14 protein-coding genes are annotated in these 14760 nt (G+C 69.9%); 8 read left to right on the forward strand and 6 right to left on the reverse strand.

The features are described from left to right. Positions 1 to 86 precede the first annotated feature (86 nt). Positions 87 to 1277 (reverse strand): hypothetical protein, encoded by a 1191-nt coding sequence (locus tag ACFY1H_RS03145; RefSeq protein ID WP_386944209.1) that lies wholly within the window; start codon positions 1275 to 1277, stop codon positions 87 to 89. Between the two features lie 226 nt (positions 1278 to 1503). Here ACFY1H_RS03145 and ACFY1H_RS03150 point away from each other — a divergent pair, with 226 nt between their 5' ends. The 4 genes from ACFY1H_RS03150 (at position 1504) to ACFY1H_RS03165 (ending at position 3704) form a co-directional block, all read left to right on the forward strand. Then, complete coding sequence (locus ACFY1H_RS03150) at positions 1504 to 1914, forward strand: DUF3151 domain-containing protein (RefSeq protein WP_366580280.1); 411 nt, start codon at positions 1504 to 1506, stop codon at positions 1912 to 1914. A 128-nt stretch (positions 1915 to 2042) separates the two neighbouring features. Then, positions 2043 to 2918: a helix-turn-helix domain-containing protein gene (locus ACFY1H_RS03155; protein WP_386944211.1), complete on the forward strand. Its 876-nt coding sequence runs from the start codon at positions 2043 to 2045 to the stop codon at positions 2916 to 2918. Then, positions 2890 to 3060, forward strand: a complete 171-nt coding sequence (locus tag ACFY1H_RS03160) for a DUF397 domain-containing protein (RefSeq protein ID WP_386944213.1) — start codon at positions 2890 to 2892, stop codon at positions 3058 to 3060. Before ACFY1H_RS03155 ends, ACFY1H_RS03160 begins: the two co-directional genes overlap by 29 nt. Beyond that, a complete protein-coding gene (locus ACFY1H_RS03165) occupies positions 3060 to 3704 on the forward strand; it encodes a TetR/AcrR family transcriptional regulator (protein ID WP_386944215.1) in 645 nt (214 codons plus the stop codon). The genes ACFY1H_RS03160 and ACFY1H_RS03165 overlap by 1 nt, the downstream gene beginning before the upstream one ends. 48 nt (positions 3705 to 3752) lie before the next feature. On the opposite strand, the gene ACFY1H_RS03170 is transcribed toward ACFY1H_RS03165, so the two are convergent. After that, a complete protein-coding gene (locus ACFY1H_RS03170) occupies positions 3753 to 4940 on the reverse strand; it encodes a GGDEF domain-containing protein (protein WP_386944217.1) in 1188 nt (395 codons plus the stop codon). Positions 4941 to 5253: 313 nt separating this feature from the next. Next, positions 5254 to 6513: an MFS transporter gene (locus ACFY1H_RS03175; protein WP_386944218.1), complete on the reverse strand. Its 1260-nt coding sequence runs from the start codon at positions 6511 to 6513 to the stop codon at positions 5254 to 5256. 342 nt (positions 6514 to 6855) lie between these two features. Between ACFY1H_RS03175 and ACFY1H_RS03180 the strand changes: the two genes are divergently transcribed. After that, positions 6856 to 8784: an FAD/NAD(P)-binding protein gene (locus ACFY1H_RS03180; RefSeq protein WP_386944845.1), complete on the forward strand. Its 1929-nt coding sequence runs from the start codon at positions 6856 to 6858 to the stop codon at positions 8782 to 8784. Here the strand turns inward: ACFY1H_RS03180 and ACFY1H_RS03185 are convergent. Continuing rightward, entirely contained in the window at positions 8774 to 10063 is a 1290-nt protein-coding gene (locus ACFY1H_RS03185; RefSeq protein WP_386944220.1) for a PQQ-binding-like beta-propeller repeat protein, read from the reverse strand. The two genes, ACFY1H_RS03180 and ACFY1H_RS03185, sit on opposite strands and share 11 nt — an antisense overlap. A gap of 272 nt (positions 10064 to 10335) precedes the next feature. On the opposite strand from ACFY1H_RS03185, the gene ACFY1H_RS03190 reads away from it, so the two are divergent. Then, positions 10336 to 10914: a hypothetical protein gene (locus ACFY1H_RS03190; protein WP_386944221.1), complete on the forward strand. Its 579-nt coding sequence runs from the start codon at positions 10336 to 10338 to the stop codon at positions 10912 to 10914. A 6-nt stretch (positions 10915 to 10920) separates the two neighbouring features. On the opposite strand, the gene ACFY1H_RS03195 is transcribed toward ACFY1H_RS03190, so the two are convergent. Next, positions 10921 to 11574: an HAD family hydrolase gene (locus ACFY1H_RS03195; protein ID WP_386944223.1), complete on the reverse strand. Its 654-nt coding sequence runs from the start codon at positions 11572 to 11574 to the stop codon at positions 10921 to 10923. After that, positions 11571 to 12185: a 3,4-dihydroxy-2-butanone-4-phosphate synthase gene (ribB, locus tag ACFY1H_RS03200; RefSeq protein ID WP_386944225.1), complete on the reverse strand. Its 615-nt coding sequence runs from the start codon at positions 12183 to 12185 to the stop codon at positions 11571 to 11573. The genes ACFY1H_RS03195 and ribB overlap by 4 nt, the downstream gene beginning before the upstream one ends. A 260-nt stretch (positions 12186 to 12445) precedes the next feature. On the opposite strand from ribB, the gene ACFY1H_RS03205 reads away from it, so the two are divergent. Further along, positions 12446 to 13726: an acyl-CoA dehydrogenase family protein gene (locus tag ACFY1H_RS03205; protein ID WP_386944227.1), complete on the forward strand. Its 1281-nt coding sequence runs from the start codon at positions 12446 to 12448 to the stop codon at positions 13724 to 13726. Beyond that, positions 13723 to 14727, forward strand: coding sequence for a phosphotransferase family protein (locus ACFY1H_RS03210; protein WP_386944229.1), 1005 nt, complete (start codon positions 13723 to 13725; stop codon positions 14725 to 14727). The genes ACFY1H_RS03205 and ACFY1H_RS03210 overlap by 4 nt, the downstream gene beginning before the upstream one ends. Positions 14728 to 14760 lie beyond the last annotated feature (33 nt).

Below are 14760 nucleotides of genomic sequence, written 5' to 3' on the forward strand. Positions count from 1 at the left end.
GACCTTGGTCTGAAGTCTGGTCTGGTTGCACGTGAAACGGCCCTTCCCCTGGGTGTCCCGGGGGAAGGGCCGTTTTCTGCACTTGGCTAGGCGACCAGCTTCTCGGGGGTCACCTTCCGCCGGGCGGTCCAGCGGCGCGTGACCGGTCCGGCGCTCGCCCACAGCACGAAGACGCCGACCAATGCCACCACCACCGTCCAGTACGCCACCGGCGGCGCGGACTCCGTGTGCGCGTCGCCGAGGAACCAGACGCGGAACTGCGACTGCAGCCACAGCGCGCCGTAGCCGAAGGCCGTCACCAGCAAGGCCCCGATGGCCGCGGTGGCGACGCGATGGCCGGCGCCGATCGTGAAGGCGAGGTCCACCGCCAACCCGACGGCCAGCAGGTAGAACGGCACCGTCGACACCGGGAAACCCAGCCCCAGCAGCAGCGGCCACATCACGCACCGGTAAGCCACGTAAGCACCGGCCACCGCCAGCGCGGCCCAGCGGAACCGCAGCGTGTGGCGGGCGAGGGCGAGGATGAGCGCCATCACCGCGATGCCCCACAGCGGGTAGACCCACTCCGGGATCGGCATCGTGAAGTGCAGGATCGCCGTCCGGTCGACGGGGTGCCCGATCTGGTTGGCGGCAAAGCTCAGCAGCGAAGGCTCGGCCTCGGGCGCCCCGCGCTCCCACGCGCGGAGGCCGAGGATGCCGTACTCCTGCTGGCCGTTGGGGAAGAACGTGTTCTCCAGGAAAAACGCCCACAGCGCCAGCAGCACGCCCGTCCGGAAGCGTCCCGGCGGTGCGAGGCGCAGCCAGCCGAGCAGGACGCCCGCCTGCATGATGCCGGTGCCGAGGTACAGCATCATGTGCGACGGGCTCCACGCGGTGAGGTCGAGGCCGTTCACGCGGTGGTTGATCACGTCCAGCGGCGCCGCGACGAGGAACACCACGAGGCCCGTCTGCATCAGCCGCAGCGACGGTTTGTCGCAGCCCAGGCCCGTGTAGCTGTGGATCGCGACCAGCACGATGATGATCACCGTGCCGACGGTGTTGATCAGGTGCGGGGGCGCCAGGTCGTCGCGCAGCCACCTGAAGTGCCACGACATGTCCCACGACGAGCCCAGCAGCTTGAACCCGAACGCCGCCAGCCACATCCCGTAGCAGAATCGCAGCACCCACGCGGGCGTCGGCTGTCCGGCCGCCCCGCGGTGCCAGTGCCGCCGGAAGAACAGCCGGGTCTTCCCGACCGGGCTCCGCGGGATCACGTCTACCTGCGTCATGGTCGTCATCATTCCCGGCGCGCGGGCAGCGGTGGTGCGGAAGGTGCCAAACCGCGCGAAAACCGGGGTTCACCCCTACGGGTGGCGGATTTGCCTCCGCGGCCTTTTTCACGGCATGGTGTCGCGCCATGATGCCGAAACGCGTTGTCGCCGCAGTCGTCGTCGCCGCCCTCGTACTGGCCGGCGGAGGCGTGCTGACGAGCCTCTTCCTCTGAGCGCGCGGCAGAATGTCGGTATGACGCACAACCTGCTTGGCCCCGAGCCGACGTTGCTGCCCGAGCACACCGCCGCCCAGGCCGCCCTGGACGCGGGCACCGACCCGTCGGCTGTCGCCGCCGAACACCCCGACTTCAGCGCCGCGTGGGCCGCCCTCGCCGAAAAGGCCCTCGCCGACGGCGAAACCGTCGCCGCCTACGCCTACGCCCGCACCGGCTACCACCGCGGCCTCGACCAGCTCCGCCGCGCCGGCTGGAAGGGCTTCGGCCCGGTGCCGTGGTCGCACCGCCCCAACCAGGGCTTCCTCCGCGCCCTGGCCGCCCTCGGCCTCGCCGCGGGCCGCATCGGCGAAACCGACGAGTACGACCGCGTGAAGACCTTCCTCAACGACTCCGACCCAGCCGCGGGCGAAGCGACGGGCCTGAAGTAAGCCAACCGGCGGCTGGCCCCCACCTCGAACCGGGTGGGGGCCAGCCGCGCCTCCGCCGTGGCGTTCCTTCGGGTGATCTCCGGTGTGAACGTAAGTGTTCCCAGTTGGGGACACTTTACTTTCTGTGAATGAAAACCACCGCCATGCTCACGCCGCGGATTCGCACCCTGGGTGCATCCCTTCGCGCGGCGCGGGTTGGTGCGCACTACGGCGTTCGTGAGCTGGCCCGCCGGATCGGGGTGAGCCCGTCGCTGGTGGTGCATTGGGAGCTGGGATCGCGGGTGCCGACAGCCGAAGATGTGTCCGGGGTGCTGGGAGCGCTCGGTGTTGTCGGCGACGAGAAACAGCGCATTCTCAACTTGGCTCACGGATCCGCCGAACAAGGATGGATCGCCTACGGCCGCCCGGGAACGCCGAACCAACTGCATTGCCTGGTGGCGTGCGAGCAAGCCGCGAAGGCGATGGTCGAGTGGTCGCCGCTCGGTATTCCGGGACTTCTCCAGACCTCTGACTACGCGCGGGCGCTGCTCGAGTCGACCGGGCTGGCGGCCGCCGAGGTCGAGCGGCGCATTGCGGTGCGGCTGGAGCGGCGGAAGCTCATTGTCGACGTCGACCCGCTGCCGTTCGAGGCTCTGGTCGGCGAAGCCGCTCTGCGGGACACAATCGGCACTGCGGCCACCATGGCCGGGCAGCTGCGCTCACTCGCGAGTTTGTCCGCGCGGCCGACGATCACGGTCCGAGTGGTGCCCTCGGGCATCGGCTGGCACCCCGGTCTCGCAGGGCGGTTCATCCTCTACACCATCCGCGACTCGCGACCGGTGGTCTACTTCGAGCATTTGAGCTCAGGTGCCTTCGTGGCCGATGACTACGATGTGCGGCAGTACCGCGCGGCTATCGAGGGGATCCGCAAGGTCGCACTCGACGCGGCCGATTCCGCCGCGCTGGCTACTCGGCTTGCGGAGGAGATCGAGGAACGTGGCGGAGACCAGGTGGCGCAAGAGTAGCTACAGCGACAAGGAAGGCGCCTGTGTCGAAGTCGCGCTCGATCGGGCCGCCGTTCTCGTGCGTGATTCGAAAGCGCCGGCGCTGCCTGGTCACAGTTATCCCGCCTCGGCTTGGCGGGCGTTCGTTCGCCACCTCCGCTGATGTCGAACCCCGCGCCGCGTGGGAGGCCGCGGAAGTGGCCCGTGGCGGAGCAGCGGGCCAAGGTGGTGCGGGCGGCGACCGAGGCGGTGGCGCGGCACGGGTTCGAGGCGGCGACGATCGAGGAGATCGCGAGGGCCGCCGGGGTGTCGCGGCAGTCCGTGTACGAGCAGTTCGGGGAGCGCAAGAGCCTGTTCGCCGTGGTGGTCGCCGACGCGGAGGAGAGGGCGTTCGAAGCGATCGGGGCGCCGGCGAGGGACGCGTCGGAGCCGGATTTGCGGGCGTGGGCGAGGGCGAACTACGCGAACATGTTCAGGTTCGTCGAGGAGGACCCGCACGCGTTTCCCGTGCTCAGAGAAGCCGAGCGAGCGGGGAATCCGGCGTTGACGAGGCTGCGGGAGCGGCTGGCCGTGATCTACGCGGAGGCGAGCCGCAAGCGGTGGGCGGCGTACGGGGTGGACTCGGGGCGGGCCGACAAAGCACTCGTGACCTTGTACTTCGCGATGACCGAAGCGTTGGTCCAAGTGTCCTGGGAAGGTGACCCGCCGGCCCAGGACGCGTTGGTGGATCTGCTCACGGAGTTCACCGTCGGTGGGGTGCTGAGGCTGCAGACCCAGGCGGCGGATGTGATCGAAAGGCTGCGCTAGGTCCGGCCGAAGCTCGGGGGAGGAAGCCGGCCGGACCCCGCGTGGACCCTATGCGACGGCCGCGAGCTCCCGGACCGGCGAGGAAACCGCGCCGATCACCCGGTTGCGGCCGCCGTGCTTCGCCGCGTACACGGCGGCGTCGGCGGAAGCCATGACTTCGTCGACGCTCGTGCCGTCCACCGGGAACGACGCGACGCCGATCGACGCCGTGCGCTCGGAGATCTCGACGGCCGCGCCTTCGTTGGTGTGCGTCGCGATCACGAGCTCGCTGATGCGCTGGCGGATGCGCTCCGCCGTGACGATCGCGTCTTCCTTCGACGTCGACGGCAGGAGCGCGACGAACTCTTCGCCGCCGAAGCGGCCGACGAGGTCGTGGGCGCGGGTCTCCTGCTTGACGACGGCGGCCACGGCCTTGAGCACGTCGTCGCCGGCGAGGTGGCCGAAGGTGTCGTTGATGGACTTGAAGTGGTCGAGGTCGATCATCAGCGCGCCGAAGCTGCCGTTTTCGCGCTCGGCGCGGGAGACCTCGCGCTGCGCGCCGTCCTGCCAGGTGGTGGCGTTGAGCAGCTGGGTCTTCTGGTCCGTGGTCGCGAGCTCTTCGAGGCGCTTGATCAGCACCGAGCGCTGCAGCACGTACAGGGGCAGGATCACCAGCACCGACAGCAGCGGTTCGCTGGTGAGCACCATGGTCAGCAGACCGCCGACACACAGGATCGACGCCTCGAGGAGGTTGTCGTCCATCGTGCCGAAGCAGGACGCGGGGGTCGCCTGCGCCGGGTCGGCGAGGTACAGGCCGAGACCGGTGAGCGCGGTGTTCACGACGAAGTAGCCGAGCGCCGCGGCGGCGACCATCGCGACACCGTGGCTGCCCGCGAGGTGACCGCCGAGCGCGGCGCCGAAACCGGACAGGATCATCGTCGTCGCGTTCGCCGCGACGCGGTGGGCCTCACCCGGACGGGTGCCGTGCCAGCTGCGGAACGCGAGGTAGCCGTAGAGCAAAACGGCCAGTCCGGCCACGAGCTGCGGCGGAACCAGCAACGCGGCGGGCAGCAGCCACACGGACGTCACGTTGATGTGCGGGCCCCGGCTGAGCATCCGGCGCTGGCGCTCGATCTGCCGGGTGATCTCGGTCTGAGCGACGGCCAGGCCCGTGATCAGCGCGAACAGCTCCAGCTGACCCGTGGTGACCGGCACCAGCAGGCTGCTCACGACCGCCAGCACGACGGCGACGGCCATGCTCGTGAGCGTGACGGCGATCCACCGTCGCGGCCTCGACCACAGCGCCCACCCCTTGACCGCAGCGACCGCGCCCTGCCCAGACCGTTCCCCCGATGTGACCATTTTTCCCCCAAACCCTTGCGCGAGTGTCCGGTGACAATCTCCTCACGCACAGTTTCGGGCCGTTTGCCGCCTGTCCACAAGAGCCTTAGGTGTGTACCTTTTTCCCGAACACGCCGGATGAAGGGTGACCAGCTATGCGCAGCAAGGATCAGTGACCGCGTAGCAGCACCGCAAGGTCGCGCAGGTCAGAGCCCACGCGCCGAGCATGTCAGGCATGCTCGGCGCGTGTGGCTTCCTTCGCCGTACCCTCGCTCGTCCGGCCGGAGAACGTCCGCTGCCACATGATCGTTAGCGGAATCGTAATCAGAAGTCCGACCAACCCGAAGATCCCGACAGTCGTCTGGGCGGTCAGGTGGTCGGCGATCACTCCGCCGATCAGGGGAACCACGCCCATCGTGGTCGTCAGGCCCGTGTTGGACAGGCCCATCGTCTGCGCCCGGGTCTCGTCCGGCACCGCCACGGTGAGCGAAGCCGTGGCTTGCAACAGCGCGATCGTGCCGAAACCGCCGGAGATCACGAACAGGATGATCGACGCGACGGGCCCCGGCTGCAGGAAGCAGAGCAGGAGCGGGATCGCGGCGAGCGCCGTCATCGGCCCGATCAGCTTCGGCCGCACCTCGGCGGGCACCCAGCGCGTGTAGATGAAGGTGAAGATCACGCTGCCCACCGGGTCGGCCGCAAGCAGCAGGCCGATCACCTCCGGGCCGCCGCCGGACGACGCGACGTACGGCGCCGCGATGCCCTCGTACACGGGCATGAAGCCGGCCAGCCAGGTGAACAGCATCAGCGAACGCAGCGCCGAGGTCGCGAAGCCGACCTTGCCGCCCGCGCTCAGCGACGCGAGGAACGGCTTGCGCTTCTCCCCGGTCGCGGCCGCCGGGCGCGCCTTCACGCCGAAGCGGATGAACAGGGCCGAGAGCACGAAGGTGCCGGCGTCGAGGACCAGCGCCAGACGCGGGTCGAGCGCCAGCAGCAGCACGCCACCGCCGGCGAAGCCGAGCAGCTGCGCCGACTGCACCGTCATGCTGCGGATGCCCATGCCGACCACGAACCGGTCGCCTTCGAGCACCTGCGGCAGGAGCGCCAGCTGCGACGCCTTGAAGGGTGGGTTCAGCAGCGAGACGCAGCCGACGAGCACGCACAGGACCCAGAACGGCAGCCCGGGGATGGCCACCAGCAGGATCAGCGCGGCCCGCGCCGAATCGACCACCACCATCACCGTGCGCCGGGAGAAGCGGTCGGCGATGCCGGTGAGGAAGATGCCGCCGAGCAGGGACGGGAAGAACGTGAGCGCGTAGGTGAGGCCGGTGAGCGTGGCCGACTGCGTGGTGGCGTAGACCAGCACGGACAGCGCGACGCGGGCCAGCTGGTCGCCGGCGATCGACAGCAGCTCGCCGAACCACATCGCGCGGAACTCGGCGACCCCGAAGACCTCGCGGAACGTCACCCGTCCCGGTGCTGCCGTCATGCGTGCTTCTCCCCGACATTCGTGTGCGGACGGTTCCGCACGGTGATCAGGCGGTGACCTTAGGACCTCGTGGTCACGAGCCAATCACAAAACGTGAGTTGCCAAGGTCAGTGTCCCGTGACTGTTGGTGAATCTCTAGGTTCTTTCGCCGGTATCCAACGGGTCACGGACAGTTCTCCGAGTGTCCAGACCATAGCGCCGAGCACCGTCAAGATCACGAGGGTAGCGTGATGTGGCCTGCGCCACACTCGTCCGGATGCCGCGCTGCGTAGTGCAGTTGCACCGGTGTCCGCACTGTGGGAGCGCCACTTCGTGGCCGCCTGGCGGCGTAGCTTCGAGTCCGTGGCCGATCACCCGACGTTCACGCTCGCCGTCGTGGGCGCCGGACCTCGCGGGGTCGGTGTCCTGGAGCGGCTCTCCGCCAACGCACCCGAACTGCTCGGCGACCGGCGGTTCGTGGTGCACCTGATCGACCCGTTCCCCGTGGGGCCGGGCCGCGTGTGGCGCTATGAGCAGTCGCCGCTGCTGCGCATGAACTCCATGCCCGAGGACGTCACGATGTACACGGACGACTCGGTGCGCATGGAGGGACCGGTCGCGCCCGGGCCGTCGCTCATCGAGTGGACGCGCGAGGTGCGTTCGGGCTCCTTGTCCTTCCCCGTGCCGGAAGACCTGCGTGCGGAGTTCGACGCGCTCGCCAGCACCGACTTCCCGACGCGGCGGCTGCAGAGCCTGTACCTGCGCTGGTTCTACGAGAAGGTGCGCGCCGAGCTCCCGCCGGGGATCGAGGTGGTGGAGCACGCGAGCGCGGCCGTCGCGATCGAGGACGGGCCGCCGCAGCGCGTGCGCCTGGCCGACGGCTCCGAACTGACGGCCGACGCCGTGCTCCTGACCGTCGGCCACCTCGACGCGACGCCGGACCAGGGCGAGAGCGCGCTGGCGGCCTTCGCCGAGCGGCACGAGCTGGCGTACTACCCGGCGGGTTACACCGCCGACGTCGACTACTCCGGCGTGCCGGCCGGCGAGCCCGTGCTGGTGCGCGGCTTCGGGCTCGCGTTCGTCGACCTCATGCTCCTGCTCACGGAGGGCCGCGGCGGCCGTTTCGAGGACCTGCCCGGCGGCGGCCTGCGCTACCACCCGAGCGGGGCGGAGCCGGTGCTGCACGTCGGCTCGCGGCGCGGGGTGCCGTACCACGCGAAGACGGGGTACCGGCTGCGCGGGAAACCGTTGCAGCTGCCCAGGTTCTTCGACTCCTACGCGATCGACGCGCTGTGCGCCCGGCCGGGGCCGATCGACTTCCGCGCCGACGTGTGGCCCTTGATCGCGAAGGAGCTCGCGTGGGCGTATTACACGGAGCTCTTCACGGGGCACCCGGATCGGGTGGTGATGGATTTCGCGGTTTTCGCGGACCGGTTCGCGGATCTGCCGTGGGGGACGGCCGAAATGGAAGCGCTGGTCGTTTCCGCGATTCCCGCCGAAGAGGACCGGCTTGATCTGGAGCGGCTGGACCGGCCGTTCGGGGGTGAGCATTTCGAATCCGTGGAGGAATTCGGAAAAGCCGTCCGGGAGTACGTGGAAGCCGACCTCGCGCGCCGCGCGGACCAGCGGTTCAGCGCGGATCTCGGGGCGTTCATGGCGCTGTTGTCCGTGGTCGGGCAGCTGCCGGCGTTGCTGATGACCGGCCGGCTTTCGGCGGCGTCGCAGGTCGCCGACATGGACGGGTGGTTCCGCGGCTTCTTTTCTTTCTACGCGAGTGGGCCGCCGCCGCGTCGGCTGGAGGAATTGCTGGCTCTGGCCGACGCCGGCCTGGTTTCTTTCCTGGGTGCGGATTTGCTGGTGACGGCGGATGAAAACACCGGGGAATTCGCCGCTTCGAGTTCGAGCTTCCCCGACGTGGTGCGCGCCCGCACGTTGATCGAGGCGCGGCTGCCGGAAGCAAGCGTGCCGCGCGTGTTCGACACGCTGCTGCGCCAGATGCGCGACGCCGGGACCCTGACGGAGGAAGCCGTCCCCGACGCCCTCGGCGACGACCAGCCCTCCGGCCGCATCGCCACGCGCATCACGGACTCCCGCCTCCTTGACGAGGCCGGCACCGCGCACCCGCGCCGCTTTGCCATGGGCGTGCACACGAGCATCCGCTCGCCGGGAGCGTTCACCCGCCCCCGGACGAACGCGATCATGTTCCGTCAGAACGACGCTCTGGCAAGGGAACTGCTGCAGCTGTCACCCGACGACCAGCCCACCGCGGTGGCCGGGCCGATCACTTCTTGACGGGGTACGCCTTGGCATTGCCGTCGTCGTCCACGCCGACACCGGCATACGCGCTGACCAGGACGGGCGCGGCGCCGACGTTGTCGGTGGACAGGTCCTTGCCGGTCTTGGCGTCCAGCACGATCGGCTGCCCGCCTTGGGTTTTGCCGTACAGGGCGCCGTGCCAGGCGACGGTGACGCTCGGCGCGACGCGGTTGGCGGCCTGGTCCGGCAGGCTCCACAGCTTGGCGGCGGTCTTGGCGTCGTAGCCGGTGAGCACGCCGTCTTCCTCGCACGTCAGCACGGACTGCTGGTCGTAGAGGCAGTCGCCGTAGGCCTGGGCGCCGAAGCCGTGCGCGCCTTCGATCTTGGCCTTCTCGGCGCCGGTGGCGGGGTCGAGGAACAGCAGGTACGACTGCCCGGAGCCGTAGTCGGTGCGGTTGGCCACGACGAGTGCTGGATCCGCCTGCACCATCGTGAGCCCGTACGACTCGCGTGCGCCGATCCACTTCTGCTGCCCGGTGGCCAGGTCGAGCGCGGTGGCCTGGGTCATCGAGGAGTTCTCGGGCACGTTGAAGTCGGTGCCGACGAGGACGTCGCCGTGGAGGCTGCCGGCCAGGTAGTCCTTGCGCTGCCACAGGGTCTTGCCGGTCGCCGGGTCGAGCGCGGCCGTGACGTGGTCCTCGTCCTGGCTGTAGCTCGCGACGACGGCCTTGTCGGTCACGGCGACGACCTGGGTCACGGCGTTGCCGGCGTCGGCGTACTGGTCGTCGGACACCTTGATGTCCGCCTGCCAGGCCTTGGTGCCGGTCTCCTTGTCCGCCGCGATCACCGACAGCGTGATGTAGGCCGGGGTGGTGCCTTGTTCCGGCATGAGGACCGGAACGGCGCCGACCGCGAGCTTGTCGCCGACCGCCGGCGGGCGCGGTCCGGTCTCGTTCACGAACGGTGTGGCCTGGTTGTACGGGTCGCCGGGTTTGCCGGTGACCGCGACGGTCCACTTCTGCCGGCCGGTCAGCACGTCCACCGCGTTGAGCGCGGTCTGCGTGATGATGTAGGCGGTGCGGTCGCGCAAGGTCGTGAACGTCGACACGACGTTGCCGGCCACGTTGGCGCGAAGTGCCTCGGCGGGCAGGCCGACGCCTGCGCCCGCGTCGAACGCGGTCGGCGGATCAGCGGTCTTGGCCGCGGGCTCGGTGGACGTCGGCTGCTGCGCGGCCGGTGCTGATCCGGCGGGCACCGAAGCGGTGCCGTTGTTCGTGCCGCCACTGCAGCCGGCGACGGTGATAGCTGTCCCCAAGCACGCCACGAAAACCAGAGCTCGTCGCATGTGCGCCTGCCTTCCCCCAAGGTCCACTGCTTCGACCGCCGCACCATAACCGAGTGGGTGCGCGCGATGTGGCAGTTCACACGAATGTGTCACTATTTCCTGATCAGCGGCCTGTATTCTCGAAGATCCCGCGGTGAAACCCGCCTCCGTGTGACGATTCGCCGGGCTTTCCGGTTCCGCCCCCACGGGCGCCGGTCTGTCGCTTACTCTCCGGGGGTTCTTACTGAGGGGAAAGGTGCTCCATGTCCGTTCGTGCGCTGGTCGTCCTGACCACGGGTGCTGCCCTGCTGATCGCCGGATGCTCCAGCAGCGTCGGCGGCTCGGCGGCACCGGCTTCGCCGGCCAACCCGGCGTCGCCGTCCACGGCCGCCTCGTCCGCGCCGCCGTCGACTCCGACTTCAACTTCGACTTCGACTTCGACGCAGCCGGCCACCTCGACGCAGGCCGGCTCGCCCCAGTCCGGTTCGGAGAAGTCGACCGCGGGCGCGGTCGCGCGCTACGAGGCCTTCCTGCACGCCGTCGGCAAGGAAGATCTCGCCACGGCCTGCGAGATCGCGGGCCCGGCCGCCAAAAAAGCCGAGGACGAGGGCTGGGGCCCGTGTGAGCAGACGTTCCCGATCACGTTCCAGATGATCTCCGCCCAGCAGAAGGCCGCCCTGCGCGGCGCCACCGTCGACCCCGGCCGGGTCACCGAAACGAGCTCGACGAAGGTCGAAATCCCGGCCACCGCCATCCGCGCCACCGTGAAGTTCAGCGACAGCGACATCGGCGACGCCACCATGGAATACCGCGGCGGCCAGTGGTTCGTCATCGACGACTGAGCCGGACTAAGGCCGCAGCAGCTGGTCCACGATCTTCGCGGCGATGTACGCGTCGGTGGCCTGGTGCGCGGCGAGGGCGAGCGTCGCGGAGTCGCGGGCGGCGGTCAGGTTGGGGATGACGAGCACGGTCATGCCCGCCGCGTGGGCCGAGCGGATGCCGGAGCTCGAGTCCTCGACGACGAGGCACCGCGCCGGGGTCAGGCCGAGGCGCTGGGCGGCGAGCAGGTATGGGTCGGGCGCGGGTTTGCCGTGGGTGACGTCGTCACCGGTCACGGTGGTGCGGAAGGGGAGGCCGCACGCGGAGATCGCGGCCTCGACGTAGGGGCGGGGCGAGGCGGAGACCAGCGCGACCGGGCCCAGTCCGGCAGCCGTGGCGACGAGGTCGGCGGCACCGGGGACCAGCCCGAACTCACCTCGCTGAACAGCTGCGACCATGCCGTCGACGCATTCGGTGACCGCCGACTCCGGTGTGAGGCCAGGGCAGCGCGAAGCCAGGTGCGCGGCCCAATGCGTGGTGCTCTTGCCCTGGATCGCGGCCCAGTCGGCGGGGGTCCACGGAGTGCCGTGCCTGGTGGCGACGGCGGAGAAGACCCGGTTCCACGTGGTGGCGCTGTCGACGAGCGTCTCGTCGAGGTCGAAGATCGTGGCGGTAAGCGTCACCGGGCTGCCGCGGGCTGGGGCGCGAAGGCGCAGATCTGTTCGATCGACGTGACCTTGAGCCACAGCCGGTCGGCGAGCGCGCGCAGCTGGGGCAGGCGGGCGACGCTGCCGTCTTCGTTGCACACCTCGCTGATCACGGCGACCGGCGCGAGCCCGGCCAGCCGCATCAGTTCGACGGACGCCTCGGTGTGGCCGCGGCGCTCGGCCAGGCCGCCGGCTCGCGCGCGCAGGGGGAACACGTGCCCTGGCCGGCACAGCGCGCCGGGCGTGGTGGTGGGGTCGGCGAGCAGGCGAAGGGTGTGCGCGCGGTCGGCCGCGGAGATGCCGGACTCGATGCCGGCCGCGGCGTCGACCGACACGGTGTAGGCCGTGCCCGCCGGGTCCTCATTGCGCGCCACCATCGGCGGCAGGTGCAGCCGGTCGGCGATCTCCGGGGTCATCGGTGCGCAGATCAGGCCGCTGGTGTGGCGCAGGTAGAAGGCGAGCGCCTGCGGCGTGGCGTGTTCGGCGGCCATGATGAGGTCGCCTTCGTTCTCGCGGTCCTCGTCGTCGACGACGATCACCGGACGGCCGGACTTGAGGTCCAGGATCGCCGCCGCGACGGTGTCCAAACCGGACATTCGATCGGGGCGCGGTTGCTCGGGAATCACGTTCGCCGACTCTATGGCGCAGGTGTGCCGATCACCGGGACCATCACCCCACCTTCGGGTACCGGACCCTGGCGGGTGACGCCCGGCGGCCCGGAGTAGCCGCGATCCGCCGGGTGGAGCAGCCGCTGTGGAAATCCACAAAAGCCCGCCGCCGCGTGGCTGGTTCGGCTGGCGCGCCCTTCCTAGCGTGAGGGGCGTACGGCGAAGCGGAAGGGCGGCAGATGACCTGGGACTTCTCCACGGAACCGGAGTTCGCGGCGAAGCTGGACTGGGCGCGGGAGTTCGTGCGCACCGAGATCTACCCGCTCGAGGTGCTGGACCTCGACCACGCGGGGTTCCGGCGGATCGCGAAGCCGCTGCAGCAGGCGGTGAAGGACCACGGCCTGTGGGCCGCGCACCTCGGACCCGAGCTCGGCGGGCAAGGCTACGGCCAGGTGAAGCTCGGGCTGCTCCACGAGATCCTCGGGACCACCGAGTTCGCGTCCTACGTCTTCGGGTGCCAGGCGCCGGACTCGGGCAACGCGGAGCTGCTGGCGATCGCGGGGACCGAGGAACAGAAGGCCAAGTACATGCGGCCGCTGCTCGACGGCGAGCTGCTGTCCGCGTTCTCCATGACGGAGCAGGGCACCGGGTCCGACCCGCGGCAGTTCACCACCACGGCGCGGTTCGACGGTGACGAGTGGGTCCTCGACGGCGCGAAGTGGTTCGTGGGCAACGCGTCGCGGGCGGACTTCCACATCGTGATGGCCGTGACGGAGCCCGACGCCGACCCGTACCACCGGATGTCGATGCTGATCGTGCCCACGACCGCTGAAGGGATCACGACTCGCGAGATCGGGTTGATGAACGACCCGGACCACAAGAACCCCATCTGGTCGCACTGCGAAGTCGGGTACGAAGGCGTCCGCGTGCCGAAGGAGAACCTGCTGGGCGAACGCGGTGAGGCGTTCGCGTTGGCGCAAAAGCGGCTCGGGCCCGGGCGGATCCACCACTGCATGCGGTGGGTGGGTGTGTGCCGGCGTGCGTTCGACATGTTGTGCGAACGCGCGGTGAGCATCGACGTGCACGGGGGACCGCTCGCGGACAAGCAGACGGTGCAGAACTGGGTCGCCGACAGCGCCGCGCAGATCGAGTCCGCGCGGCTGCTGACGCTGCAGACCGCGTGGAAGATCGACCAGGTCGGCGCGCAGGCCGCGCGCACCGAGATCGCGATGATCAAGTACCACGGCGCCACCGTGCTGCACGACGTGATCGACCGCGCCATCCAGGTCCACGGCTCGCTCGGCTTCTCCACGGACATGCCACTGGAGCAGATGTACCGCTGGGCCCGCGCGGCGCGCATCTACGACGGGCCCGACGAGGTGCACCGGGTGACCGTCGCGCGGCGGCTGCTCAAGCAGTACCAGCCGGCGAAGGTGCCGACAGAGCACATCCCGACGCGACGGGCCGCGGCGCTGGAGAAGTTCCGCGACCGGCTCGAAGAGTTCACGGCGGCCCAGTGAGCACGCGGCTGCTCGACCGGCCGCTGGCCGGCTGGCTCACCGCGCACACGGGCGACCCCGGGCCGTGGGAGCTGCGGAAACTCACCGGCGGGAACTCCAACGAGACGTGCCTGCTCACCGGCGACGGCACCAGCTACGTCCTGCGTCGGCCGCCCGATCACGCGTTGTCGGCATCGGCGCACAGCGTCGCGCGGGAGCACCGGCTGCTCACGGCCCTCGCAGCCACCGAGGTCCCGGCGCCGAAACCCGTCGCGCTGTGCGAGGACCCCACGCAGACGCTGGCGCCGTTCCTGGTGATGGAGCACGTGGCCGACTCGGTGTCGATCACGGACACGCTTCCCTACCCCGCCCAGGACATCGCGCGGGTGGCCGACGAGGTCGTCGACGCGCTCGCCGCCGTCCACTCGCTCGACTGGCGAGCTGCCGGGCTCACCGGGTTCGGCCGACCCGAGCGGTTCCTCGACCGACAGGTCGAGCGCTGGTACCGGCAGTGGGAAGGCATCGCGCGGCGGCCGCTGCCGGCGATGCCGAAGATCGCCGCGTGGCTGGAGCAGAACAAGCCGGAACCGACCGAACCCGCGTTGCTGCACGGCGACTTCCACCTCGACAACTGCCTGTTCTCCGCGCACGAGCCGCGCCTGAAAGCCGTGATCGACTGGGAGATGGCGACGATCGGCGATCCGCTGCTCGACCTGGGGTTGCTGCTCGCGTTGTGGGGTGGGCGCGGCCGCGCGATGCCCGCCATCCAGGGCGTCTCCCGGGCGCCCGGCGCGCCGCCGCGCGAGCACCTGCTCCAGCGCTACGAGCACGCGGTCGGCCGCGAGCTCCCGCAGATCCGCTACTACCAGTGCCTCGCGTTGTTCAAGCTCGCCGCGATCGTCGAGGCCGCGTGGTCGCAGTTCCTCACTGGAGAACTCTCCAGCGCCTACGCCGCCGCGCTGGAGCACGACGTGCCCGCGCTCCTCGACGAGGCTCTCGACACGGCGGGGGTGACGCCGTGACGTTGGAGGGAGCCACAACGGCACCCGCGATCG

It is taken from the genome of Amycolatopsis sp. NPDC001319, from assembly GCF_042896185.1.
Taxonomy (GTDB): domain Bacteria; phylum Actinomycetota; class Actinomycetes; order Mycobacteriales; family Pseudonocardiaceae; genus Amycolatopsis.